This is a genomic window from Amycolatopsis iheyensis (genome assembly GCF_024703995.1).
GTDB classification, from domain to species: Bacteria; Actinomycetota; Actinomycetes; order Mycobacteriales; family Pseudonocardiaceae; genus Amycolatopsis; species Amycolatopsis iheyensis.
The window spans coordinates 239,762-263,418 of record NZ_JAMXQV010000012.1 but is presented as its reverse complement, the minus strand read 5'-3'; the positions used below and the strand labels follow the sequence as shown (position 1 = coordinate 263,418).

The following is a 23,657-nucleotide window of genomic DNA, read 5'->3' as shown; positions in this document are numbered from 1 at the left end:
CACGCATGGGTTTTCAGGCGAGTGGGTGACGCCGGGCACGCGTGGTGAGAATCGGTGTTCTGCCGGGTGGCGTCGCCACCCCCGACGAGGTGCCGACTACTTTCCGTGAGAACAAGGTAAAGGAACCATTACCTTCGCCGGGACGTTGACGGAGCATGAGCGAGCCCACCGTCATCGAACTCGGGCCACGCGACATGCTCGTCGTGGCGGGCCTGCCCGGAGCGGGCAAGACGACCATGCTCCGCCACGCCGCGTCCGGCCTGCCGGTGCTGGACTCGGACCAGGTGCGCGCCCGGCTGGCGGCAGCGGCCCCGGCGGTGCCCTACCGCTGCTACCGCCCGGTGGTCCACGCGTGGCACCGGCTCCGCATCGTCCGGCGGGCGCTGCTGGCGGCCGGCCCGATCGTGGTCCACGAACCTTCGACGCGCGCGTCGACCCGGGCGCTGCTGGCGCTGGTCGGCGCGGTGAGCGGCCGCCCGGTGCGGCTGCTGTTCCTCGACGTGACGGCCGAGCAGGCGCTGGCCGGCCAGCGCAGCCGCGGCCGGCTGGTGCGGCCGCGGTCGTTCGCGCGGCACGTGCGGCGGACCGGGAAGTGGCGGGCGGAGCTGCTGGCCGAGCGGGTGCCGGCCGGCTGGGAGAGCGTGCAGGTGATCAACCGGGCCGGCGCCGGGCGCACCCGGGTGGTGGCCGAGCTGCTGGTCGGCTGCTGAGCCACAGTTGGTCTGGACATTTGACATATTGGTCTAGACAATAAGGGTTCTCCCCGACTGGAGGACTCAATGAGGCGTCCCAGACTGTCCGTCATCCTCGCCGCCGCCGTGCTGGCGCTCTCCGGTCTCGCGGCCGGGCCCGCCGAGGCCGCCAACCTCCTCACCAACCCCGGCTTCGAAGCCGGCTCGCTCTCCGGCTGGACCTGCGCCAACGCGACCACCGTCAGCACACCCGTGCACGGCGGCGGCTACGCCCTCGCCGGGACACCCGTCGGCGCCGACTACGCCCAGTGCGCCCAGACCGTGTCCGTGCAGCCGAACACCACCTACACCGTCTCCGCCTGGGTGCGCGGGAACCCCGTCTACCTCGGCATCACCGGCGGCGCCTCGACCTGGTCCGGCAACTCCGGCGCGTACAACCAGCTGTCCCTCACCTTCACCACCGGCAACCAGACCTCCGCCCAGCTCTACCTCCACGGCTGGTACGGCGCGGGCACCTACTACGCCGACGACGTCGTCCTCGACGGTCCCGGCGGCAACACCCCCGGCACCCCGGGCGCGCCCGGCGTGCCGGCGACCGGCGCCGTCACGAACTCCTCCATCGCCCTGAGCTGGGGCGCGAGCGCCGGCACGGTCACTGGATACCGTGTATACGAAGGCGCCACTGTCGTCGCGACCGGCACCGGGACCAGCGCCACGATCAGCGGCCTGGGCGCCTGCTCGACGCACAGCTACGCGGTGGCCGCGTACAACAGCGCCGGTGAATCGCCGAAGAGCGCGACGACCAGCGCCACCACCACCGGCTGCGTCGACACCGGCTTGCCGAAGCACGCGCTCATCGGCTACCAGCACGCCAGCTTCGCGAACGGCTCCGGCTACGTCCGGATGGCCGACATCCCCGCCGCCTGGGACATCATCGACCTCGCCTTCGGCGAACCGACGTCCGTCACCTCCGGCGACATCCGCTTCACCCGCTGCCCGGTCGCCGAATGCCCGAACGTCGAGAGCGACGCCGACTTCAACGCCGCGATCAAGGCCAAGCAGGCCCAGGGCAAGAAGGTGCTGATCTCCATCGGCGGGCAGAACGGCCAGGTCCAGCTGACCACGACCGCCGCGCGCGACAAGTTCGTCAGCTCCGTCTCGGCGATCATCGACAAGTACGGCCTCAACGGCCTCGACGTCGACTTCGAGGGCCACTCGCTCTCGCTCAACGCCGGCGACACCGACTTCCGCAACCCGACCACGCCGGTGATCGTCAACCTGATCTCCGCGCTGAAGTCGCTCAAGGCCAAGTACGGCTCGGGCTTCGTGCTGACGATGGCGCCGGAGACGTTCTTCGTGCAGGTCGGCTACCAGTTCTACGGCGGCACCAGCGCCGGCGACGCGCGCACCGGCGCCTACCTGCCGGTGATCCACGCGCTGCGTGACTCGCTCACCGTGCTGCACGTCCAGGACTACAACTCCGGCCCGGTGATGGGCCTGGACAACCAGTACCACAACATGGGCGGCGCGGACTTCCACATCGCGATGACCGACATGCTCAAGGCCGGCTTCACCGTCGCGAACACCGGGCAGTTCTTCCCCGGGCTGCGGCCGGACCAGATCGCGATCGGCCTGCCCGCGGCGGTCAGCGCCGGCAACGGCTACACCTCGCCCGCGGACGTCCAGACGGCGGTGAACTGCCTGGTCAAGGGCAGCGGCTGCGGCTCGTACACGCTGCGCGGCGGGACGTCGCCGGCGTTGCGCGGGCTGATGACGTGGTCGATCAACTGGGACAAGTACTACAACTGGGAGTTCCAGAACAGCCACGAGCCGTTCCTGAACTCGCTGCCGTGAGCGTCGGGAGTGTGCCCCGCCGCGGAGGCTGGGGCACACTCCCTGACGTGGCCAACCGCGACTCCGTGCTGACGCGTGTCGTCCGGATCTTCGAGTCCTTCGGGCCGGACACGCCCGCCCTGCGCGTCACCGACATCGCGCGGCGCGCGGACCTGCACGTCGCGACGGCGTCGCGGCTCGTCGACGAGCTGGTCGGGCACGGCTGGCTGCGGCGTGACCCCGATCGGAGGATTCGCGTGGGTGTCCGGCTGTGGGAGCTCGCGTCGCGCGCGTCGCCGACGCTCGGGCTGCGCGAAGCCGCGATGCCGTTCATGGAGGACCTGCACGCCGTCGTCGGGCACCACACGCAGCTGGGGGTGCTGGAGGACCGCGAGGTGCTGTTCGTCGAGCGGCTTTCGGCGCCCGGCGCGGTCGTCAACGTGACGCGGGTGGCCGGACGGCTGCCGCTGCACGCGTCGTCGTCCGGGCTGGTGCTGCTCGCCCACGCACCCGCCGACCTGCAGGAACGGGTGCTGGCCGGCCCGCTCGGGACGTTCCGCCGCACGACGCTGACCGAGCCGGCGCGGCTGCGGCGGTTCCTCGCCGACGTCCGGCGCGACGGCTACGCGTTCTGCGCCGGCTTCATCGACGAGGAGACCACCGGGATCGCCGTGCCGCTGCGCGGGCCGGGTGGCGGGGTGATCGCCGCGCTGTCGGTGATCGTGCCCAACGACCGCAACGCCCGGATGCAGATCCCCGCGTTGCGGGCGGCCGCGCGTGGTATCTCGCGGATGCTCTCTCGCTGAATGAGAATGTCGTAGAGCGTGGCCGGTCGCCCGATCCATGCTCGGGCTCTCCGCGTGAAAGGACGTTCCCGTGCGCACCCAGGTCGTCATCGTCGGCGCCGGCCCGGCCGGGCTGCTGCTGTCCCACCTGCTCGGTCTCGAAGGCATCGACTCGGTGCTGCTCGAGCGGCAGACCCCGGAGTACGTCCAGGCGCGCATCCGCGCGGGCATGCTCGAGGCGGGCACGGTCGAGCTGCTGCGGCAGGCGGGCGTCGGCGACCGGCTCGACGCCGAGGGCATGGCGCACCGCGGGATCCACCTGCAGTGGCCGGGGGAGCGGCACCACCTGGACTTCGTCGATCTCGTCGGCCGGCCGGTGACGATCTACGGGCAGACGGAGATCACCAAGGACCTCATGGTGGCGCGGGAGAAGGCGGGGCGCCCGGCGTACTACTCGGCGTCCGACGTCACCCTGCACGACGTGGCGGACAAGCCGTATGTGACCTTTGTGGACAGTGCCGGGCAGCCGCGGCGCGTCGAGGGGGACGTGGTCGTCGGCTGCGACGGGTTCCACGGGCCGAGCCGGCTGTCCATCCCGTCGTCGCAGGCGTGGGAACGCGCGTACCCGTTCGCGTGGCTGGGCGTGCTGGCCGACGTCGCGCCGTCGGCCGACGAGCTGATCTACGCGTGGCACCCGGACGGCTTCGCGATGCACAGCATGCGGTCGCCGCGGGTGAGCCGGTTCTACCTGCAGGTGGCGCCGGACGAGGACATCGAGCAGTGGAGCGACGACCGGATCTGGACGGCGCTCTCGACGCGGCTGGCGTTTTCCGGCTGGACGCTGGAGACGGGCGCGATCACCGAGAAGAGCGTCCTGCCGATGCGCAGCTTCGTGTCGACGCCGATGCGGCACGGGAACCTGTACCTGGCCGGGGACGCCGCGCACATCGTGCCGCCGACGGGCGCGAAGGGCCTGAACCTGGCGGTCGCCGACGTGGCTCTGCTGTCCCGCGCGCTGACGGCGTCGCTGCGCGGGAACACCGAACTCGCCGACGCGTACTCGGACACGGCGTTGCGCCGCGTCTGGCGCTGCACGCACTTCTCGTGGTGGATGACGTCGATGCTGCACCGCCACGGCGACGACTTCGACGCCCAGCTCCAGCTCTCCCAGCTCCGCCGCACGGTGAGTTCGGTGTCCGCAGCGACGGAACTGGCCGACAACTACTCCGGCATCCCCCTGTAACCCGTGCGGGAAGAGTCGACACGCGTGATTGAGAGGTCGACACGCGTGATTGAAGGGTCGACACACCGCGGGGCCCCGGCCGGCGCCGTGTCGACCCGGCAATCACGCGTGTCGACCCTCCAGACACGCGTGTCGACCTGCTGATCACGGGGTCTGTCTGGTTCCGGCTCTTGACGTCCGTCCCCTCGCGAGCGCACCATACCCGCGTAGTAATTCGAATTATCAGCGCCGGGAAGGCTTCATGAGGGAACTGGACACGGAGATTCTGGTCGTCGGCGGGGGACTCGGCGGGGTGGCCGCCGCGCTGGGGGCGGCGAGCCACGGGCGGCGGGTCGTGCTCACCGAGGAGACCGGCTGGCTCGGCGGGCAGCTCACCGCGCAGGCGGTGCCGCCCGATGAGAACCCCTGGATCGAGCGGTTCGGGTCCACCCGCACCTACCGCGAGCTGCGCGAGGGCATTCGTGACCACTACCGCCGCCACTACCCGCTCCGCGCCGAAGCCGCGCGGCGCGCCGACCTCAACCCCGGCGCCGGGCGGGTCAGCAAGCTCTGCCACGAACCCCGCGTCGCGCTGGCCGTCATCGAAGCCATGCTCGCGCCGCACGTCAGCGCCGGGCGGATCCACGTCCTCCGCGACCACCGCCCGGTCGAGGCGCACACCACCGGCGACCGCGTCGACGCCGTGGTCCTCGAAAGCGGCCAGGACCGGGTCACCGTGAAAGCCCGGTACGTCCTGGACGCCACCGAGAACGGCGACCTCCTGCCGCTCACCGGCACCGAGCACGTCACCGGCGCCGAAGCCCGAAGCGAACACGGCGAGCCGCACGCGCCCGACGTCGCCGACCCCGCCGATCTGCAGGGTTTCACCTACTGCTTCGCGGTTTCCCACCACGAAGGCGAAAACCACGTCATCGACCGGCCGGAGCTGTACGGCTTCTGGCGTGACTACCAGCCGGACTTCTGGCCCGGCCCGCTGCTCGGTTTCGTCGCGCCCGACCCCCGGACGCTCGAGCCGGTCAAACGCACCTTCGTCCCCAACCCGCCTGGCGACCCACTCGCCGTCAGCGCGGACCAGAGCGCCGACGCCGGCGACAAGGAGCTGTGGGCCTTCCGCCGCATCCTCGCCCGCAACCTCCACACCGAGGGCGCGTTCGGCTCCGACATCACGCTGGTCAACTGGCCCCTCAACGACTACTGGCTCAAGCCCGCGTTCGCGATCCCCGGTCACACCACCGAAGCCGACGTGAAAACCGCGCACCACGAAGCCAAGCAGCTGAGCCTGTCCGTCCTGTACTGGCTGCAGACCGAAGCACCCCGCGCGGACGGCGGCACCGGCTTCCCCGGCCTCCGGCTGCGCCTCGACGTCACCGGCACCGAAGACGGCCTCGCGAAGTCGGCGTACGTGCGGGAAGCCCGGCGCATCAAGGCCGTCACGACCGTCACGGAACACGACGTCTCGGCGGAGATCCTCGGCGTCGACGGCCGTGTGCGCCGCGAGGACGCGGTCGGCGTCGGGAGCTACCGGATCGACCTGCACCCGTCGACCGGCGGGCGCAACTACGTCGACGTCGCCAGCGTGCCGTACGAGATCCCGCTCGGCACGCTGCTGCCGGTCCGGATGGCGAACCTGCTGCCCGCCGGTAAGAACATCGGCACCACGCACATCACGAACGGCTGCTTCCGGCTGCACCCGGTGGAGTGGAACGTCGGCGAGGTCGCCGGGCTGCTCGCCGCGTTCGCCGTCGGCGAGGGGGTCGAGCCGAAAGCCGTGCGGGAAGACCTGCGGCTCTTCGAGGACTTCGCGCGCGTGCTGGACGCCGCCGGGGTGGAACGCCGGTGGCCGGAAGTGCGGGGGTACTGACCGTGTCGCCGGTAAGGTGCGACGGAGCCGAGCGGGAGGGAGTCACGGATGACGGCGGGTTCGGGCCGGGTCACGCAGGCCCAGGTGGCACGCCTGGCCGGCGTCTCGCAGGCCGTCGTGTCGATGGTGCTCAACGGCTCCGACAGCCTGCGCGTCACCCCGGAGACCCGCGACCGCGTGCAGCAGGTGCTGCGCGAAACCGGCTACACCGTGGACATCATGGGCCGCCGGCTGCGCGGCAAGTCCAACCGGATCCTCGGGGTGTTCACCTACGAGTCGGTGTTCCCGTCCGGGGTCGCCGACTTCTACCGGCCGTTCCTGCTCGGCATCGAGGAGGAGGCCGAGCAGCAGGGCTTCGACCTGTTGCTGTTCACCAGCGGTGGCCGCCGCGACGGGCGCCGCCGGATCTACGAAGCGGGCACGAACCGGCTGCGCATCGCCGACGGCTCGGTCCTGCTGGGCCGGCACAACGACCCGCAGGAGCTCGCGCAGCTCGTCGAGGAGCAGTTCCCGTTCGTGTTCGTCGGCCGGCGCGAGTCGCCGACCGGGCCGATCAGCTACGTCGGCGCGGACTACGTCGCGGCCACCCGTGAGGTCCACGAGTGGCTGTGGGGCCTCGGGCACCGGCGGATCGGCCTGCTCAGCGTGACCGAGCAGAACGAGCCGACGCTCGACCGCCGCGCCGGGTACGAGGCCGCGGCGCGCAAGCACCGCCGGACGCCGCTGGTGTTCCTCGAGGAGGATCCGGCGCTCGCGCTGCGGCAGGTGCTCGACGAAGGCGTCACGGCGTTGCTCGTCGAGAGCTCCGCGATGGCCGACGCCGTCCTGTCCTGCGCGCACGAACTCGGCTTGGGCGTGCCCGACGACCTGTCCATTGTGGTGCTCGGGGACGCCGACCCGTCGCAGCAGCCGCACGCGCACGCCGTGCCGAACACCGGTACGGACTGGTCGATGTTCCGCATCCCGCGCCACGAAATGGGCGTGCACGCCGTGCGCGTGCTCGTCGAGCTGTTGCAGAACCCCAAGCCGCGCCAGCTGCTCCTGCCGTGCACGATCCACGAGGGCGCCACCACGGCGAACCCCTCCACAAGAGACTCCCGCTGAGGCCGAACGGCCTGTTGACAGCGTTCCGGGCGGCGCTTACCGTCGCTGCTAATTCGAATAACCAGGAGGCACCGTGGCCTACCGTAGAACCCGGCTGCTCGCCGCCGCGGCCATGTCGGCCGTCGTGCTGGCCTCGACCGCCTGTTCCGGCGGCGCCGCCGACGACACGAACATCGCCCTGCGCATGACGGTCTGGACGACCGACAAGAACCAGCTCGCCCTCTTCGACTCCATCGCCGCCGAGTACCGCAAGGCCCACCCGGAGGTCGCGTCGGTCAAGTTCGACGTCGTCCCGGGTGACACCAGCGCCTACTCGGCCGCGCTCACCACCCAGATGTCCGGCGGCAACCCGCCGGACCTGGCGTGGATCCTCGAGCGCGACGCTCCGGACTTCGTCCAGTCCGGCGCGCTCACGAACTTGAAGGCCACATTGGACGCCGCGCCCGGCTACAACGCCGGCGAGCTGGTGCCTTCGGCGACGAAGCTGTGGACCAAGGACGACGGTCTGTACGCCTACCCGTTCTCGACGTCGCCGTTCGGCATGTTCTACAACAAGAACCTGCTGACCCAGGCCGGTGTCACCGAGACACCCGACCAGCTGGTCGCGAGTGGACGGTGGACGTGGGACGCCGCCAGGCAGATCGCCACCCAGGTCGCGGCGAAGGACACCGGCAAGGCCGGCCTGGTCATCCGCGAGTTCGAGTACAAGCAGTGGGTGCTGCTCGCCTCGGTGTGGCGCGGCTTCGGCGCCGACGCCTGGGGCCCGGACGGCAGGTCCTGTGGGTTCACCTCCCCGGAGATGACGTCCGCGATGACGTTCCTGCACCAGGCGATCTTCACCGACAAGGCGCTGCCCGGCCCGGGCACGACGGCGGACTTCTTCGCCGGCGAGTCCGGCCTGACCATCGCCCAGATCAGCCGGGCCGGGCTCCTCAAGGCCAAGCCGTTCGAGTGGGGCATCGTCCCGCTGCCCGCCGGGCCGAAGGCGAACGCGCAGGTCATCGGCCAGGCCGGGATCGGCGTCCCGGTGAAGGGCAAGCACGCCAAGGCCGCCGCGGACTTCCTGGCGTTCTTCACCAACCCGGCCAACTCCGCGAAGCTCGGCCAGTACTTCCCGCCCGCGCGCGACAGCCTCCTCAACGCGGCCACCCTCGCCAAGGCCAACCCGCTGTTCAGCCAGGAGCAGCTGCAGAACGTCGTGGTCAACGGGATCAAGACCGGCGCGGTGCTGCCGTCGCACACCGGGAGCGCGCGGATCGCGTCGCTCGTGCAGTCCGCTTTGGACCCGATGTGGAAGCCGGACGCAAACGTGCCTGCCGCGCTCGCGGGGGTCTGCCAGGCCATCGACCCGGCGCTGGGCCAGTGACGCTGACGTCGAAGCGGCGCGACGAGCTCGCGGGGTGGCTGTTCATCGCCCCGCAGGCGCTGGGCTTCCTCGCCTTCGTCGTCGCGCCGCTGGCCGCGGTGGTCTGGTACAGCTTCCAGGACGTCAACCTGCTGGCCGGGACGTCGAGCTTCGCCGGCGCGGACAACTACGCGAAGCTGTTCGACGACCCGACCGCGCCGAAGGTCGCCCGCGCCACGGCGATCTTCTGCGTCGGCCTGGTCGTGCTGAACCTGGCGCTCGCGCTGTCGCTGGCGTTGCTGCTCAACCTGAAGCTGCGCGGCACCACGGTGTTCCGGACGGTCTTCTTCTCGCCGGTGGTGATCACGCTCGTCGCGTGGACGATCGTCTGGAACTTCCTGTTGCAGGACAACGGTGGCATCAACTCGCTGCTGCAGACGATCGGCGTGGACGACCCGAACTGGCTGCGCGGCAACGGCACCGCGATGCTGTCGGTGATCGTGGTGCAGGTGCTGAAGAACGTCGGGCTCAACATGGTGTTGTTCCTGGCCGCGCTGCAGGGCATCCCGCAGTCCATTGTGGAGGCCTCGCAGCTGGACGGCGCCGGGCCGTGGCGCCGGTTCCGCTCGGTGACGCTGCCGATGATCAGCCCGACGACGTTGCTCACCGCGATCATCACGGTCGCCGGCGCGCTGCAGGTGTTCGCGCAGATCCAGGTGCTGACCCTCGGCGGGCCCGCCGACAGCACCAACGTGCTGGTCTTCTACTTCTACCAGCAGGCGTTCGCCAACCACGACCTCGGCTACGGCTCCGCGCTGGCCGTCGTGCTGTTCCTCGTCATCCTCGTGCTCACGCTGCTGCAGTGGCGGATGCGGAAGCGGTGGGTGTTCCATGAGTCGTAGGGCCAAGATCGCGACCTACGTCGTGATGGTCGTGCTCGCCGTGCCGTTCGTGTTCCCCACCTGGTGGATGATCACGGCGTCGCTGCTGCCGGCCAACGAGGTGCTCGCGTACCCGCCGAAGCTGTTCCCGAACCAGCCGCAGTGGGAGAACTACAAAACCGCGTTCACGGACTTCCCGTTGGCGCGGCAGTACTTCAACAGCCTCTACATCGCCGTGCTCGTCACGCTCGGCACGATGTTCTTCTCTTCGCTGGCCGGGTACGCGTTCGCCCGCATCCGGTTCCGCGGCGAGAAGCTGTTCGCGCTGATCCTCATCGGACTGATGGTGCCGAGCGAGGTCACGATCATCCCGCTGTTCCGGGTGGTCGACGACCTCGGCCTGACCAACACGCACTGGCCGCTGATCGTCGTGCCGATCTTCGGCGCGCCCAGCGTGCTGGCGACGTTCGTGATGCGGCAGTTCTTCATCACGATCCCGGGCGAACTCGAAGAAGCGGGCCGGCTCGACGGCCTGTCGCGTTTCGGGCTCTACCGACGCGTCGCCCTGCCGATCGCCAAGCCCGCGCTGGCCGCGGTCGCCATCTTCACGTTCCTCAACACGTGGAACTTCTTCCTCGAACCGCTGGTCTACCTGACCGACAAGGACATGTTCACGCTGCCGGTGGCGCTGACGCAGTACGTCGACGTCTACGGCGGCCACCTCTGGAACGTCCAGCTCGCCGCCGCGACCACCACGGTCGTGCCGGTGCTCATCGTGTTCATCATCGCGCAGCGCCAGTTCGTCGAAGGGCTCGCCCAGAGCGGCCTCAAAGGCTAGCGCTGTCGAAATGCCGGGAGGCAGTTGTGATCGATCGCAGAACCTTCCTCGGTGGGGCCGCCGCGGCGACCCTGCTCGGGGTGGCCCGCGCCGGGACCGCGTCGGCCGAAGCCCTGCCGTACCCGCCGCTCGCCCCGCTGCCGCCCGGCGCTCCGGTGCGGCGGCTCTTCACGCCCGAGGAGCAGCGCTTCGCGCCCTACCTCGCCATTTTGCCGGGCATTGTCAACGATGTCAGCACTGATCCCGCCACGCTCGGGTTCTTCGGCGGCGGCTGGTGGCGCACGCCGAGCGAGCCGTACAACGCCCGCGTCCAGGAGCACGTCTACACGCTGAGCTGGTTCTACGCGAACCGGCGGCCGTGGAACCCGTACCACCGCGACCCCGCGCTGCGGAACCGGCTCGACGCGGCGATCTCGCACTACCTGAGCCTGCAGCACGCCGACGGCTCGTTCCCGGAGTACTCGATCACCGAGAAGTCCAAGGCCGCCACCGGGTTCGGCCTCGGCTACCTGGCGAAGACCCTCGCCAACCTGCGGCAGGCCGACGCCTTGCCCGCCCGGCGCGCTCAGCTCGAAGCCTCGCTCCACCTCGGCATGACCTGGTTCCTCGACCCGGCCAACCCGATCTGGGCGCACCCGATCGAGTTCGCCAACCAGAACACCTCCGGCCTCTCGTCGGCCCAGCTGGCCCTGAAGCTGAACCCGGACGCGGGGCTGGCGAGGAAGCTGCGCGACCGCATCGAGTTCCTCGCGGCGAACGGCCAGAGCCCGGCCGGCTTCTTCTACGAGCCGACCGGGATGGACGTCAACTACAACTTCGAGGTGATGCTCCCGGAGCTCGCCGAGATCTACGCGCTGACCCGCGACCGGACGGTCGTCGGCATGGCCCGGAAGTTCGCGGACTGGTTCGGCTACAACGTCGTCCGCGAGCCGGACGGCGCCGGCTCGCTGACCTACGTCGCGACGTCGAGCCGCACGCACGTGTCCTGCTACGACGACGTCATCCCCGACCCGGACCGGACCAACCTCGGTTCGCTGTTCGTGCCGGAGGTCCCGGACCTCGCCGCGTTCTTCACCACCCGCGAGGACCGCGCCGAGACACGCGGGCAGTGGGCGCGGGTCCCGGGCCCGGCGGTCGGACCGGCCAAACAGGACACTTCGCCGCGCATCCTCGCCCACGTCTCCTACGGTGAGGCTTTCCCTTCGCACGGCGCGAAGCAGGCGTCGATCCGGCAGCTGCCTTACCTGCGTTCGAACGACTTCGCCGTCCAGCGCCGGGACGACGAGCTGAACCAGACCTACGTCTACGTGCGACGGCCGCAGCTGTACCTCGCCGGGTTCTGGGGCACGCGCCCGTCGAGCTACGTCCGCGGCGCGCAGGGGATGCTCTGGCACCCGAGGGCCGGCATGGTCGTCCACTCGCAACAGGACGACGCGCAGTGCTGGGCCAGCCTGCTCCCCAACGGCACCGCGGACGCCCGCGGCCTCCTCGAAGCGACCTACGCCATCGGCGATCGCCCCTGGGACGGCACACGTAAGGTGCCGGGCTCCGCGCCGGTCGTCGTCCGGTACGGCCTCGACACCCGGATCCGGACCGACCTGACGATCACGAGGGACACCGTCACCCGCGCGGTCCGGGGCACGACCCCGCTCACCGAGCAGATCCCGCTGGTCCTGCACCCGGGCGACGACGTGCGGTTCGCCGGCGGCACCCCGGTCCGCCACGGCGCCGACGCCGCGGCGACCGCGTCAGGACTGACGATCCGCCGTGGCGCCACGACGATCACGATCGGCTGGGGCACGCCCCTGGCCGCGACCGTCACCGCCACCGCCGTCACCTTCCTCCGCGACGGCGCCCGGAAGCTGCACGTCCTGCGCGTCCCGCACCCCGGCACCCTCACCACGGAGATCCGGCTTCGGTAGCCGGACGGTGAACGTCGAGCCGGCGTCCACTTCGGACTCGACGCGCACCGTGCCGCCGTGGGCCCGCACGAGGTGCCGCACGATGGCGAGGCCGAGCCCGCTGCCACCGGTCTGGCGGCTGCGGGACTTCTCGGCCCGCCAGAACCGGTCGAACACGTGCGGCAGGTCGCCGGCGGCGATCCCGGCGCCGGTGTCCGCGACGGCGATCACCACCTCGTCCACAGTGGACGAGACGTGGATCGTCACGCGGCCGCCGGGCGGGGTGTGCCGGACCGCGTTGGTCACCAGGTTCCCGATGACCTGGCGCAAGCGCACCGGATCGGCCTCGAGCCCGGTCTCGCCGTGGGGTGACACGGTGAGCGTGACGCCGGCCGCGGCCGCGCGGTCGGCGTGCCCGGCGGCGACGTGGCCGGCCAGCTCGGCCGCGTCGACCGGCTCCGGGTGCAGCCGCAGCCGCCCGGCGTCGGCCGCGGCGAGGTCCTGCAGGTCCTCGACGATGTGCTGCAGCAGCACGGTCTCTTCGAGCAGCGACGTCGTCAGCGCCCGGTCGAACGGCAGGTGGCCGTCCTCGGCGGCCTCCAGCCGGCCGCGGATGACGTTGAGCGGGTTGCGCAGCTCGTGGGCGATGTCGCTGACCATCGCCTTGCGTTGCTCCTCGATGCGCTCGCGCCGCGCGGTGAGGTCGTTGAACGCGGCGGCGAGGTAGCCGACCTCGTCGCGGGACTTCACCGGCGCCGGCCGGTCCTGCTGGGCGGCCTCGGTCAGCGCGCGCAGCGGCCGCGACAGCCGCCGCGCGACCAGCACGGTGACCAGCGCGGCCAGCACCAGGACGCCGCCGGTCACCGCGAGGATCCGGGCCAGGTTCTCCCGCGACAGCGTGAACGTCGGCAGCTGCGAACCGCCCGGGCCGAGCGTGAAGAGCAACGCGGGTGGCGCGACGAACGGCGTCAGCTGCTCACGGCGGGCCGAGTCGAGGCAGCCCTGGCTCGGCCCCTGGTCCGCGACCCCGAGCGCTTCGAGGTCGAGACCCAGCTTCACCGGCTCCGCGCCCTGGTTCCCCAGACAGCGGTTCACGGCTTCGTTGAGGCTGTCGAGCGCGGCCTGCTCGGTCGGCGTCGCCTCGGCCAGCTCGTAGATCCCGCACTTGGCCGCGAAGTAGCGGACGCTGAGCGGGTCGGCCCCGGTGAGCTGCGCCCGCCCGCTCGGTGACTCCCGCACCTGCCCGGTGATGCCCATCGCGTCGAGGCAGGCCACCGCCTTCTTGGCCAGGCCGTCGAGGTCGGCGCGCTCGTCGGGCGGCAGCCGGAACGGGCCGACCGCGCGCGGGTCGATGCCGCTGGTCCCGGCCTGGGGCAGCAGCACGGGGTCGACGTGCAGCGGGTCGACCGACGCGGTCGCTTTCACCGGCAGCGTCACCGGCGCGCCGCCGGAGTCGCCGAGCACCCGGCGGTCGAGGGTGGTCAGCACGACGCGGCGGCCGGTCTGCTCGGACAGCGCGCGCAGCTTGGGGCCGACCTGGTCCCAGGTGTGGTTGGCCGCCGCGAAGCCGAGCACCTCGGTGTAGATCGTCGCGTCGCCGGAGAGGGCCTGGCCCTGTTCCTGCTGGATCGCGCGCGTGGTGGTCTGCACGGCCAGCCACGCGGTCGCGGCGATCGAGCCCAGCGCGATCAGCAGCGAGACCGCCGTCAGCCGGACGACGAGACTGCGTCGGCGGGGAAAGCTACGTGTCATTTTCCGCCGTCAGCTTGTACCCGACGCCGAACACGGTCCGCAGGTAGACGGGGTGCTGCGGGTCGGGCTCGAGCTTCTTGCGCAGGTTGAGCACGTGGACGTCGATGATCCGGGTGGACACGAACCGGTCGTCGCCGCGGGTGAGCTCCAGCAGCTGCCGCCGCGTGAACACCCGGCCCGGCTGCCGGATCAGCGTCTCGAGCAGCTGGAACTCACCCGGCGTCGTCTCCACCGGGCGGCCGTCGACCGACACCTCGTGCCGCACCGGGTCGACCCGCAGCGCGCCGGCCCGCAACGCCGTGTCGGGGGGTTCGCGGTGCGTCGAGGTCCGCCGCAGCAGCGTCCGGACGCGGGCCATCAGCTCACGCGGGCTGTAGGGCTTGGTCAGGTAGTCGTCCGCGCCGAGGTCGAGGCCGAGCAGCAGGTCCTCCTCGGTGGCCCGGGCGGTGAGCATCAGCACCGCGACGTCGGACTCGCCCCGCAGGATCCGGCAGACGTCGAGGCCGTCGACCTCGGGCATCATCACGTCGAGGACCAGCAGGTCGGGCCGGTCGCGGCGGGCTTCGTCGAGGGCCGCGCGGCCGTCCGCGGCCAGCACCACGGTGTGGCCTTCGCTCTCGAGGTAGAGCCGGAGGACCTCGGCCTGCTTCTCGTCGTCCTCGGCGACCAGTACACGTGCGCACACGGCACCGAGGTTAGGCGTCCTGACACCGTCACCACCCGATCCTGACCGGATCTTCACACCTCCGGACACGAGCCAGGTCTTTGTCAAAGTGTTGACCCGGGGTCGTGCGGCGGTAAAGGTCGGATGACAGCTCTGGGAGGCACGGTGCGATACAAGTTCATGGCGGCGCTGGTCGCGACGGCGGTGATCGGGGTGCCCGCGGTCGCTTCGGCGGCTCCGACAACGTTGTCACCGCTGGTCGGCGACCCTTCGGCGTACGTCGAACCGCTGATCGGCACCGGCCGTGGCGGCAGCTCGGTCGGCGAGATCAACAACTTCCCCGGGCCGGCGGCGCCGTTCGGGATGATGCAGTTCTCGCCGGACACGCAGGGCGCGTACGCCGGCTACCAGTACCACTCGGACCAGATCCGAGGTTTCAGCCTCGACCACGCCTCCGTCGGCTGCAACGCGTTCGGCGACGTGCCGCTCCTGCCGGTCACCGGCGACGTCGGCAGCGCGCCCTGGGACCGCACCGAGCACTTCGGCCACGACGGCGAGCAGGCCGAGCCCGGCTACTACGCCGTGACGCTCGCCGACTCGAACGTCCGCGCCGAGCTGACCGCGACCACCCGCACCGGGCTCGCGACCTTCACCTACCCGGCCGGGTCGACGCCGCAGGTGCTGGTCAAGGGCGGCGCGAGCCTCGCGGGGAACTCTCACGCGGATTTGAAGATCACCGGTGACCGCGAGGTCAGCGGCTCGGCGACCACCGGCAACTTCTGCGGCAAGGGCAACAAGTACACCGTCTACTACGACATCACCTTCGACCAGCCGTTCACCGCGCACGGCACCTGGGACGGCTCGTCGGTCAAGCCGGGCACCGACAGCGTCGACTCGCCGCGAGCCGGCGCCTACCTGACCTTCGGGACGTCGACCGTGCGCGCCAAGGTGTCGATGTCCTATGTGGGCGTCGACGGCGCGAAGGCCAACGCCGCCGCGGAAGTCCCCGGCTTCGACTTCGCGGCCGTCCGGAAGTCCACAAGGGACAAGTGGACGCAGGCGCTGGGCAAGATCCGCGTCGCCGGCCGCGACACCGCGCAGCTCAAGACGTTCTACACGGCGCTGTACCGCTCGCTGATGCACCCCAACACCTTCGACGATGTCGACGGCCGGTACATCGGCTTCGACAACCAGGTCCGGACGCTCCCCGTCGGTCGCCACCAGTACGCGAACTTCTCCGACTGGGACACCTACCGCTCGCTCGCGCCACTGCACGCCATGCTGTTCCCGAAGGAAGCCAGCGACATGGCGCAGTCGCTGACGAACGACGCCGTGCAGGGCGGCTGGTGGCCGCGCTGGCCGATGGCGAACGCCTACACGGGACAGATGACCGGCGACAGCTCGGTCGCGCTCATCTCGAACCTCTACGCGTTCGGCGCCCGCGACTTCGACGTCAAGACGGCGCTGAAGTACCTGGTCAAGGGGGCGACGTCAGTGGACGAAACGCCTGGGGCGTACCAGGAACGCCGGGGCATCGCGGACTACGTCGCTCGTGGGTACCTGCCGAACAACGACGCCTCGCGCGGTGACCACGCCCGCGTCGGCGCGTCGATCACCCTCGAGTGGGCCATCGACGACTTCGCCATCGCCCAGTTCGCGCAGGGCATCGGCGACCGTGACGTCGCGCGCGAGTTCGGTCGCCGCGGGCAGAACTGGCAGAACATCTTCAACCCCTTGACGGGCTACCTCCAGCCGCGTGCGCAGGACGGGCGCTTCCCGGACGGCCCGGCCTACGTCCCGCCGCCGCCCGGAAAGTTCGGCCAGGACGGCTTCGACGAGGGCAACGCCGCGCAGTACACCTGGCTGGTGCCGCAGGACCCGGCCGGGCTGGTGACGGCGATGGGTGGACCTGCTCTTGTTTCGCAGCGGCTGGACACGTTCTTCCAGAAGCTGAACGTCGGCCCGAACGAGCCGAACATGTGGGCCGGCAACGAGCCCGACTTCGGTGTGCCGTTCCTCTACGACCACGTCGGGCAGCCGTGGAAGACCCAGCAGGTCGTCCGCGAGATCGCCACGACGTTGTTCAGCGCGACACCGGACGGCGAGCCGGGCAACGACGACCTCGGCGCGCAGTCGTCGTGGTACGTCTGGGCCGCGCTCGGCATCTACCCGGCCACCCCGGGGACGCCGGACCTGGTCGTCGCGAGCCCGTTGTTCGAACGCGCCGTGCTTTCCCTGCCGGGTGGGCGGACGATCGACATCCACGCGCCGCGGGCTCCGGCGACCTACGTCCACTCGCTGTCGCTCAACGGCCAAGACTGGGACCGCACGTACCTGCCCGTGAACACCGCGCGCGACGGCGGCCGGCTGGACTTCTCGCTGGTGTCCACTCCGGACAAGCGCTGGGCGGCCGGTTCGCCGCCGCCGTCCTATCGGGACAGTGAGAAGCCGTTCCTGGCCTCGACGACCAACCAGGTCGTCGTCGCGCCCGGGAGCACGGGGGAGGCCACGGTCAGCGCGCAGCGGCTCTCCGGCCACGACCGTTCCCTCGAGATCGGCACTCGGGCCCCGGCGGGGATTTCGGTGACCGGGCCGCGGCAGCTGCGGCTCGACGACCGGACCGGCAGCGGCACAGCGAAGCTTTCGGTGTCGGTCGCCGCCGGGACACCCGAGGGGTACTACCAGGTGCCGGTGACCGTCCGCAGTGGCTCGACGTCGGTGCCCGGCTCGCTGATCGTCCTGGTCGCGCCCGCGGGCGGACTGGCGGCGGCGTACTCGAACGTGGGCATCTCCGACGACGGCGACACCGGTTCGGCGGACATCGACGGCGCCGGGAACAGCCTTTCCCGCCAGGCCCTGGCCGCGGCCGGCCTGGTCGGCGGCCGTGCTGGCCAGGCAGCCGGCACGACGTTCACCTGGCCGGCCGCGCCGGCCGGCCGTCCGGACAACGTCGTCCCGGCCGGGCAGACCGTGCGGGTGGCCGGGACGCGGCTGTCGTTCATCGGCACGGCCTCGAACGGCGACCACCGCGCCTCCACGACGGTCACCTTCACCGACGGCACCACCGCCCAGGCCGACCTGTCCTTCGGCGACTGGGTCTTCCCGGGCGGCGGCACCGATCCGGTGTTCGGCAACACGCTGGTGGCCCGCACGGACCACCGCAACCAACCGGGCGGCCAGGGCGGCGGGGCGTCGGTCTACGCGACGACGCCGTTCGACGCCCCGGCCGGGAAGACGATCGCCTCGGTGACCCTGCCGACCGACCCGGACCTGCACGTCTTCGCGATCGGGTCAGCCGGGTGAGCCGACCGCGCAGACCTTGATCGGCGCGGCGTGCGCCGGGTCGAGCGCGTTGCGGACCAGGTGCCACACGTTGAGGTCGTAAGCCTCACCGATGTGGCCCACCGGGTCGAACGGGCACGAGTCCTGGACGTACCGGTTGTGCACGCCCGGCTCGCGGATGAACGACGTTTCGGTCGGGGTCACCAGCTCGTCGTAGCGGGAGGTGATGATCGTGTAGTCGATGCCGGGCTGGGCGACCGGCCCGGTGTTGAGCGCGACGATCGCGGCCCCGCCGTCCAGCTCGTCGGCGAAGATCGGCAGGCCGATCGCCTTGACGATGGTGTCCCAGGTGCTCTTGCCGAGCAGCGTGTACGCCAGGGTCAGGAGGCCGGACGCGTTGGCGCCGTGCGTCGGCGGCGCGATCGCGACCACCTTGCCGATCTCGCTCTGGATGCCCTGCATCTTCGCCAGGTAGATCGACTGGAGGCCGCCTTCGGAGTGCCCGACGACGTCGACCTTCGCCGCGCCGGTCGCCGACCGGACCTGCTCGACGAAGTTCTTGATCTCCAGCGACGACTCCGCGACCGGCTTCAGCCCGCCGACGAACGGGAACTGCGGGTAGGCGCCGTAGGTCAGCGAGAACGTGCAGTAGCCGCGGGCGGCGAGGTCGGCCTGGAGGAAGTTCAGGTCCTCGTAGTAGGTCGCGAAGGTGCCGTGGAGCAGCACGACCGGGTTCGGGTGGGCGGCGCTCGGGCGGCAGCCGAAGTCGTTGTTGCCGCCGCTCGCGGCCTGCGCCGGGACCGCCGCACCCATCGTCAGCACGCCCGCCAGGCCGAGTGCGGCCAGCCATCGTTTCGTTCCCCGCGCCATTGCCGAGTCCTTTCGCCTGGTTGGTATGCACAGCATGCGCCCGTCGATCAACGCTGTCTGCTGGCAAAACGCGCAGAAACTTGCCGAGGGCGTTTGTGCGTGGTGACAATGTGGCATGGATCCGGTGGCCGAGCTCTTCCCTCGATCGGGTGAGATCGCGGCCGCGATGATGGCCCGCTGCGCGGCCGAGATCCCGGCGTACCGGCTGCTGCCGGCCACCGTCCTCGAGGGTGACCTGGTCGCCAACGCGCGGGCGGTGTTCGAGCTGTTCCTGACCACGGTCGCCGAGGACCGGCGCCCGACGTCCGACGAGCTCGCCCTGCCGATCGCGTGGGGCGCGGAGCGGGCGCGCGACGGCCTGCCGCTCGAGGCCGTGCTGAAGGTGTACCCGCTGGCTGCTCGCGTGGCCTGGGAGCTGGCCGACGGCGACCGTCTCGTCCTCGGCGCCCGCATGCTCGACTTCCTCGGCGAGGTGATGCCCCGCGTCGCCGAGGCGTACCTGCGCGAGCGTGATGACCTCGACTGGGAAGACCGGGAGGACCGCCAGAACCTCGCCGCCAGCCTGCTCGCCGGCCGCCCGGTGCGGCGCCAGGGCCTGGCGGACAGCTACGAGGTCGTCGTGTTCCACCTGCCCGCGCCGCCGCTCGCCGCCGGCACCCGGGCGGCGACCGACCTGTTCCGCGCCGTCCGGTCCGATTTGGACAGTCAGGCACTGGTGACGTTCAAGGGCGACGGCGGGGTCCTGCTGGTGCCGTCGGACTCCGACGTCGACACGCTGGCGGCACGCATCGACCGGATCTGCGGACGACCCTGCATGGCATCCGTTTCCCACGCCCCCGACCTGGCCGGCATTCCGGCCGCGCACGCCGAGGCCGTGGAAATCCTGGGCTTGGCGGAGAGCCTGCGCCGTCCGCCTCGGCTCTACCGGCTCGCGGACCTGGCGGTCGAATTCCAGCTCGCGCGCCCGGGCCCGGCACGCGAAGCGCTCGCTCGCGTGCTGGCGCCGCTGGCGGACCACCCCCACCTGATCGACGCCCTGCGCGCGTTCGTCACGTCGGACTACAACCGCGGCGAAGCGGCTTCGTCGTTGAACATCCACCGCAACACGCTGACCTATCGGCTCGGCCGCATCCAACTGATCACCGGCTACGACGCGACCCGCCCCGCGGACGCCCGTCGGCTGGCCGCCGCGATGACGGCTTACGACATCGCCGCGCAGCACGGGTGAATCCCACGGGATAACGCTTGGGTCGCGTTCTCGCTGACCCGTTGCAGAATCGGCTGTGCGGCCGATTCCTGGGTGGCGGACACGGAAGAAGTTGATTCCTATGAGAGCTGTCGTAATTCTCGCTTTGGTTCTGGTCGCTGTTGCCGCTTGTGGGATGCCGGTTGTCGGGGTGCCGGTTGCTCCTGGTACTACCGTTGTTACCGTTCCTGCTCCTGCTGCTCCCTCTACCGTTGTTGTTTCTCGAGGGGTTTCTGCTTCCGATCAGTGGTATGCCCAGGCTGGGTGGGTCAATGCTCAGCCCTGGATTGTCATCACTCCTGCTGCTGGGCAGACTCCCTGTCAGTGGTTGCGTGCTCGGGGTTATACCTATGCTCAGGCTTTTGCTGCTTGGGCTCAGAATGGGTATCCTGCTAACTGGTCTGCTACTGGGGATGGTTATCCCTGTCAGAAGTCCTATGGTATGCAGCACTAGGGTTTCAAGATGCGGCTTCGCCGGGGCGTGGGAAATCGGCGCCCTGTGGTTGTTTGGTCCTGTGGCCGGTAGCGCCGATTCCCCACGCAACGAATCTCTCCCCTGCTTTGCTGCTGTGGCTGGTGTTCTGTGGTCCGGACAGTTCGTTAACCTGCCACCCCTTCGTGTGATGAACTGGTGTTCGAGGCTCGGTAATCTTGGGGTGTGGACAGAAACTTCGCCTGGCAAGCCGATGCGGTCGCACTCGCCGACCGGATCAGCACCCTGCTGGGCGTCGTGCGGGCCGCCGAAGCCGAGCTTGGGTCGCTGCTCGTGGAAATCGAATCCCGCGGTGTCCTGGAACTCTTCGGCTACCGCTCCGTTCCCCACCTGCTCGCACAGCTGGCCGACATTCCCAAGTCGGCTGCCGAGAAGCTCCTCAAGCGGGCCCGGACCCTCAACTCCTCCCGCGCTCTCGACGGCACCCCGATCCCCGCGATTGCCCCCGCCACCGGCACTGTTGCCGCGTCTGGCTCGCTGAGCAACCCGATGATCGACACGATCGTCGCGACGTTGACCCAGATCCCGCCCGAGCACCGCGAGGAAGCCGAGCAGAGCCTGCTCAGCTTCGCCGAGGACTCCGGGCACAAGCAGGTCGCGGCCCTGGGCGCGCGGATCGTGGCCCACCTCGACCCCGATGGCACCGCACCCGAGGAGACCGAACCCGCCACCCCCCGCCGCGAACTCTCCCTTCGGCGGAAGAGAACCGGTATCTGGGAACTGTCCGGTCATCTCGACGATGAGACGGGCACCCGGGCCAGCGCGCTGCTGGACTCGCTGGCCCAGCGGCGCGGCTCGGAGGACCACCGTTGCCCGGCCGAGCGTTACGGCGACGCGTTCTCCGACGCCATCGACCTCGCGTTGAACACCCCCGGCCTGCCCACCCAGGCCGGCGAACGAGCCCACGTGATGGTCACCATCCCGCTGCAGAACCTGACCTCCGGCCTCGGCACGGCCCTGCTCGGCGACACCGGCACCCTGAGCGCGGCCGAGGCCCGGATCCACGCCTGCGACTGCAAACTCATCCCCGCGGTCCTGGACTCGGCCAGCGCCCCACTGGACCTGGGCCGTGCCCGTCGCTTGATCCCCACCCCCATCCGCAACGCCCTCTACCTACGTGACCGCGGCTGCGCCTTCCCCGGCTGTCATCGTCCACCGCGGCATTGCCAGGGGCATCACATCCGGCACTGGGCCGACGGCGGCCCCACCGACCTCAACAACCTGGCCTTGATGTGCGCCCACCACCACCGGTTGCTGCACCGCTCCGGGTGGGAGGTCCGCATCGCCCCCGACGGGCTCCCGGAGTTCTTACCGCCGGTCTGGCTTGACAAGCGCCGACAACCCCGGCGCAACAACCTCCACCAACCCATACCCACCGCAGCCTGAGACAACCACACAACGGGACAGGCCCGCAGCCAACCGGCTACGGGCCTACACCCACGTCGCCAACCACTTCGTTACGAAAGTCGTTGATGTCAAAAGTGTCCCGGGTGCTTCTCGGTCAACCGGCACTGCGACGGGACGGGCCTGCAGCCAATTGGCTACGGGCCTGTACCCACGCGGGCAACCATCTCGTTACGAAAGTTGTTGCTGTCAAACGCGTCCCAGCCGTTACTTGGTCAACCGGCGCTGCGACGGGACAGGCCTGCGGTCAATCGGCTACGGGCCTATACCCACGTCGCCAATCATCTCGTCGCGAAAGTTGTTGCTGTCAAAAGTGTCCCGGGTGCTTCTCGGTCAACCGGTACAGCGACGGGACGGGCCTGCAGCCAATTGGCTACGGGCCTGTACCCACGCGGCCAACCATCTCGTTACGAAAGTCGTTGCTGTCAAACGCATCCCAGCCGCTCCCCGGCCAACCGGCACAGCGTCCCGGGCCAGCGCAACGCGTGCAAGCCGGTGTGCACCACCAGCCCAGGCGCTCCGGTACAACTCCCAGCCTTCGCCATACACCGTCACCGGGGCGTCCGCCTTCGGGACCGGCCGGACCACGCACTCCGCGCGCGGGGGCCGGCGGAACCAGGCCGGGCCACCGCTGCCCTCGCCGTCTCCAGCATCTCTTCCACGTCGCGTCAGCCGGTGGCGTGGCGCTGATCAACCCCGATCCAGGGGGTTGCGGACCGGGGTGAACGCCAGCTCGCGGGACAGGGCCAGCGCCGCGGTCCGCACCGCCGGGGCCAGGCGGTCGAGGTCCAGCTTGGCCGCGTTGCCCGTGATCGACAAAGCTGCCAGGACGCGGCGGCGGGCGTCGAACACCGGGGCCGCCACCGCCGACACACCTACCTCGTACTCCTCGTGGTTGACGCCGTAGCCGCTTGTTGCCGCGCGGGCCAGCTCCTGGCGGAGGCGGCCGGGCGCCACGATCGTGCGGGGTGTCCAGCGGGCCAGTCCGGCTACCGCCACCCGGCGGAAGTAGTCCGGGGAACCGAGGGCCAGGAACACCTTGCCGGTCGCCGTGCAGTGCAGGGGCAGCTTGCCGCCTACCTGGGACTCGATCGGCATCGACCGGCGGCCGCTCACCTTCTCCAAAAACAGCGTGTGCGGGCCGTCCTGCACCGCCAAGTGGATGTTCTCGTGCGTTGCCTCGTACAGGTCCTCCAGGTACGGCAGTGCGGCTTCGCGCAGGTCCCGCCGCCGCGGCACGCGCTGGCCCAGCTCGAACAGCTTCATGCCGAGCCGGTAACGGCCGTCGGTGCGCTCCAGGCCGCCCCAGCCGACCAGCTCGGTGGCCAGCCGGTGGACGGTCGGCTTCGGCAAGCCGGTCCGCGCCGTCAGCTCGGCCAGCGACAACGTCGTGTCCGCGGCTGAGAACGCGTCCAGCAGCGTCAGGCCGCGGGCGAGCACGGACTTCGGCGGGCCGGTCATCC

Annotated in this window: 16 protein-coding genes; 12 read left to right on the top strand and 4 right to left on the bottom strand. The window is 70.4% G+C overall.

The features are described from left to right. The first annotated feature begins 155 nt into the window (after nucleotides 1–155). The 9 genes from M8542_RS23530 (at nucleotide 156) to M8542_RS23490 (ending at nucleotide 10,582) form a co-directional block, all read left to right on the top strand. Nucleotides 156–710 carry an AAA family ATPase gene (locus tag M8542_RS23530; protein WP_257922375.1) on the top strand — a complete coding sequence of 185 codons (555 nt, stop codon included), beginning with the start codon at nucleotides 156–158 and terminating at the stop codon, nucleotides 708–710. 69 nt (nucleotides 711–779) lie between these two features. Further along, a complete protein-coding gene (locus tag M8542_RS23525) occupies nucleotides 780–2,546 on the top strand; it encodes a chitinase (protein WP_257922374.1) in 1,767 nt (588 codons plus the stop codon). 47 nt (nucleotides 2,547–2,593) lie between these two features. Further along, the gene (locus M8542_RS23520) at nucleotides 2,594–3,331 is read left to right on the top strand and encodes an IclR family transcriptional regulator (RefSeq protein ID WP_257922373.1); all 738 of its coding nucleotides are present in this window, start codon (nucleotides 2,594–2,596) and stop codon (nucleotides 3,329–3,331) included. A 70-nt stretch (nucleotides 3,332–3,401) separates the two neighbouring features. Further along, entirely contained in the window at nucleotides 3,402–4,553 is a 1,152-nt protein-coding gene (locus M8542_RS23515; RefSeq protein WP_257922372.1) for a 4-hydroxybenzoate 3-monooxygenase, read from the top strand. 241 nt (nucleotides 4,554–4,794) lie between these two features. Beyond that, nucleotides 4,795–6,414 (top strand): FAD-dependent oxidoreductase, encoded by a 1,620-nt coding sequence (locus M8542_RS23510; RefSeq protein ID WP_257922371.1) that lies wholly within the window; start codon nucleotides 4,795–4,797, stop codon nucleotides 6,412–6,414. Nucleotides 6,415–6,462: 48 nt separating this feature from the next. Continuing rightward, a complete protein-coding gene (locus tag M8542_RS23505) occupies nucleotides 6,463–7,518 on the top strand; it encodes a LacI family DNA-binding transcriptional regulator (protein WP_257922370.1) in 1,056 nt (351 codons plus the stop codon). Nucleotides 7,519–7,591: 73 nt separating this feature from the next. Continuing rightward, nucleotides 7,592–8,884 carry an ABC transporter substrate-binding protein gene (locus M8542_RS23500; RefSeq protein ID WP_257922369.1) on the top strand — a complete coding sequence of 431 codons (1,293 nt, stop codon included), beginning with the start codon at nucleotides 7,592–7,594 and terminating at the stop codon, nucleotides 8,882–8,884. Further along, on the top strand, nucleotides 8,881–9,765 hold the full coding sequence (locus M8542_RS23495) for a carbohydrate ABC transporter permease (protein WP_257922368.1): 885 nt from the start codon (nucleotides 8,881–8,883) through the stop codon (nucleotides 9,763–9,765). The genes M8542_RS23500 and M8542_RS23495 overlap by 4 nt, the downstream gene beginning before the upstream one ends. After that, nucleotides 9,755–10,582, top strand: coding sequence for a carbohydrate ABC transporter permease (locus tag M8542_RS23490; RefSeq protein ID WP_257922367.1), 828 nt, complete (start codon nucleotides 9,755–9,757; stop codon nucleotides 10,580–10,582). Before M8542_RS23495 ends, M8542_RS23490 begins: the two co-directional genes overlap by 11 nt. A gap of 1,748 nt (nucleotides 10,583–12,330) precedes the next feature. Here the strand turns inward: M8542_RS23490 and M8542_RS23485 are convergent. Both M8542_RS23485 and M8542_RS23480 read right to left on the bottom strand, forming a co-directional pair. Then, nucleotides 12,331–14,235, bottom strand: coding sequence for a sensor histidine kinase (locus tag M8542_RS23485; protein ID WP_257922366.1), 1,905 nt, complete (start codon nucleotides 14,233–14,235; stop codon nucleotides 12,331–12,333). Next, nucleotides 14,225–14,920: a response regulator transcription factor gene (locus tag M8542_RS23480; protein WP_257922365.1), complete on the bottom strand. Its 696-nt coding sequence runs from the start codon at nucleotides 14,918–14,920 to the stop codon at nucleotides 14,225–14,227. The genes M8542_RS23485 and M8542_RS23480 overlap by 11 nt, the downstream gene beginning before the upstream one ends. 123 nt (nucleotides 14,921–15,043) lie before the next feature. Between M8542_RS23480 and M8542_RS23475 the strand changes: the two genes are divergently transcribed. Then, complete coding sequence (locus M8542_RS23475; protein ID WP_257922364.1) at nucleotides 15,044–18,202, top strand: GH92 family glycosyl hydrolase; 3,159 nt, start codon at nucleotides 15,044–15,046, stop codon at nucleotides 18,200–18,202. Here the strand turns inward: M8542_RS23475 and M8542_RS23470 are convergent. Further along, nucleotides 18,191–19,051: an esterase/lipase family protein gene (locus M8542_RS23470; protein ID WP_257922363.1), complete on the bottom strand. Its 861-nt coding sequence runs from the start codon at nucleotides 19,049–19,051 to the stop codon at nucleotides 18,191–18,193. The two genes, M8542_RS23475 and M8542_RS23470, sit on opposite strands and share 12 nt — an antisense overlap. A gap of 124 nt (nucleotides 19,052–19,175) precedes the next feature. On the opposite strand from M8542_RS23470, the gene M8542_RS23465 reads away from it, so the two are divergent. Beyond that, entirely contained in the window at nucleotides 19,176–20,279 is a 1,104-nt protein-coding gene (locus M8542_RS23465) for a PucR family transcriptional regulator (protein WP_257922362.1), read from the top strand. A gap of 676 nt (nucleotides 20,280–20,955) precedes the next feature. Then, entirely contained in the window at nucleotides 20,956–22,176 is a 1,221-nt protein-coding gene (locus M8542_RS23460; protein WP_257922361.1) for an HNH endonuclease signature motif containing protein, read from the top strand. A gap of 708 nt (nucleotides 22,177–22,884) precedes the next feature. Here M8542_RS23460 and M8542_RS23455 read toward each other — a convergent pair. Beyond that, nucleotides 22,885–23,655, bottom strand: coding sequence for an IclR family transcriptional regulator (locus M8542_RS23455; RefSeq protein WP_257922360.1), 771 nt, complete (start codon nucleotides 23,653–23,655; stop codon nucleotides 22,885–22,887). Nucleotides 23,656–23,657: the final 2 nt, after the last annotated feature.

Bases quoted from the DNA above. Each gene is read 5' to 3' on its own strand.
- M8542_RS23530 (WP_257922375.1), top strand. From the start codon at position 156: ATGAGCGAGCCCACCGTCATCGAACTCGGGCCACGCGACATGCTCGTC.
- M8542_RS23525 (WP_257922374.1), top strand. From the start codon at position 780: ATGAGGCGTCCCAGACTGTCCGTCATCCTCGCCGCCGCCGTGCTGGCG.
- M8542_RS23510 (WP_257922371.1), top strand. From the start codon at position 4,795: ATGAGGGAACTGGACACGGAGATTCTGGTCGTCGGCGGGGGACTCGGC.
- M8542_RS23505 (WP_257922370.1), top strand. From the start codon at position 6,463: ATGACGGCGGGTTCGGGCCGGGTCACGCAGGCCCAGGTGGCACGCCTG.
- M8542_RS23490 (WP_257922367.1), top strand. From the start codon at position 9,755: ATGAGTCGTAGGGCCAAGATCGCGACCTACGTCGTGATGGTCGTGCTC.
- M8542_RS23485 (WP_257922366.1), bottom strand. From the start codon at position 14,235: ATGACACGTAGCTTTCCCCGCCGACGCAGTCTCGTCGTCCGGCTGACG.
- M8542_RS23475 (WP_257922364.1), top strand. From the start codon at position 15,044: ATGACAGCTCTGGGAGGCACGGTGCGATACAAGTTCATGGCGGCGCTG.
- M8542_RS23470 (WP_257922363.1), bottom strand. From the start codon at position 19,051: ATGGCGCGGGGAACGAAACGATGGCTGGCCGCACTCGGCCTGGCGGGC.
- M8542_RS23455 (WP_257922360.1), bottom strand. From the start codon at position 23,655: ATGACCGGCCCGCCGAAGTCCGTGCTCGCCCGCGGCCTGACGCTGCTG.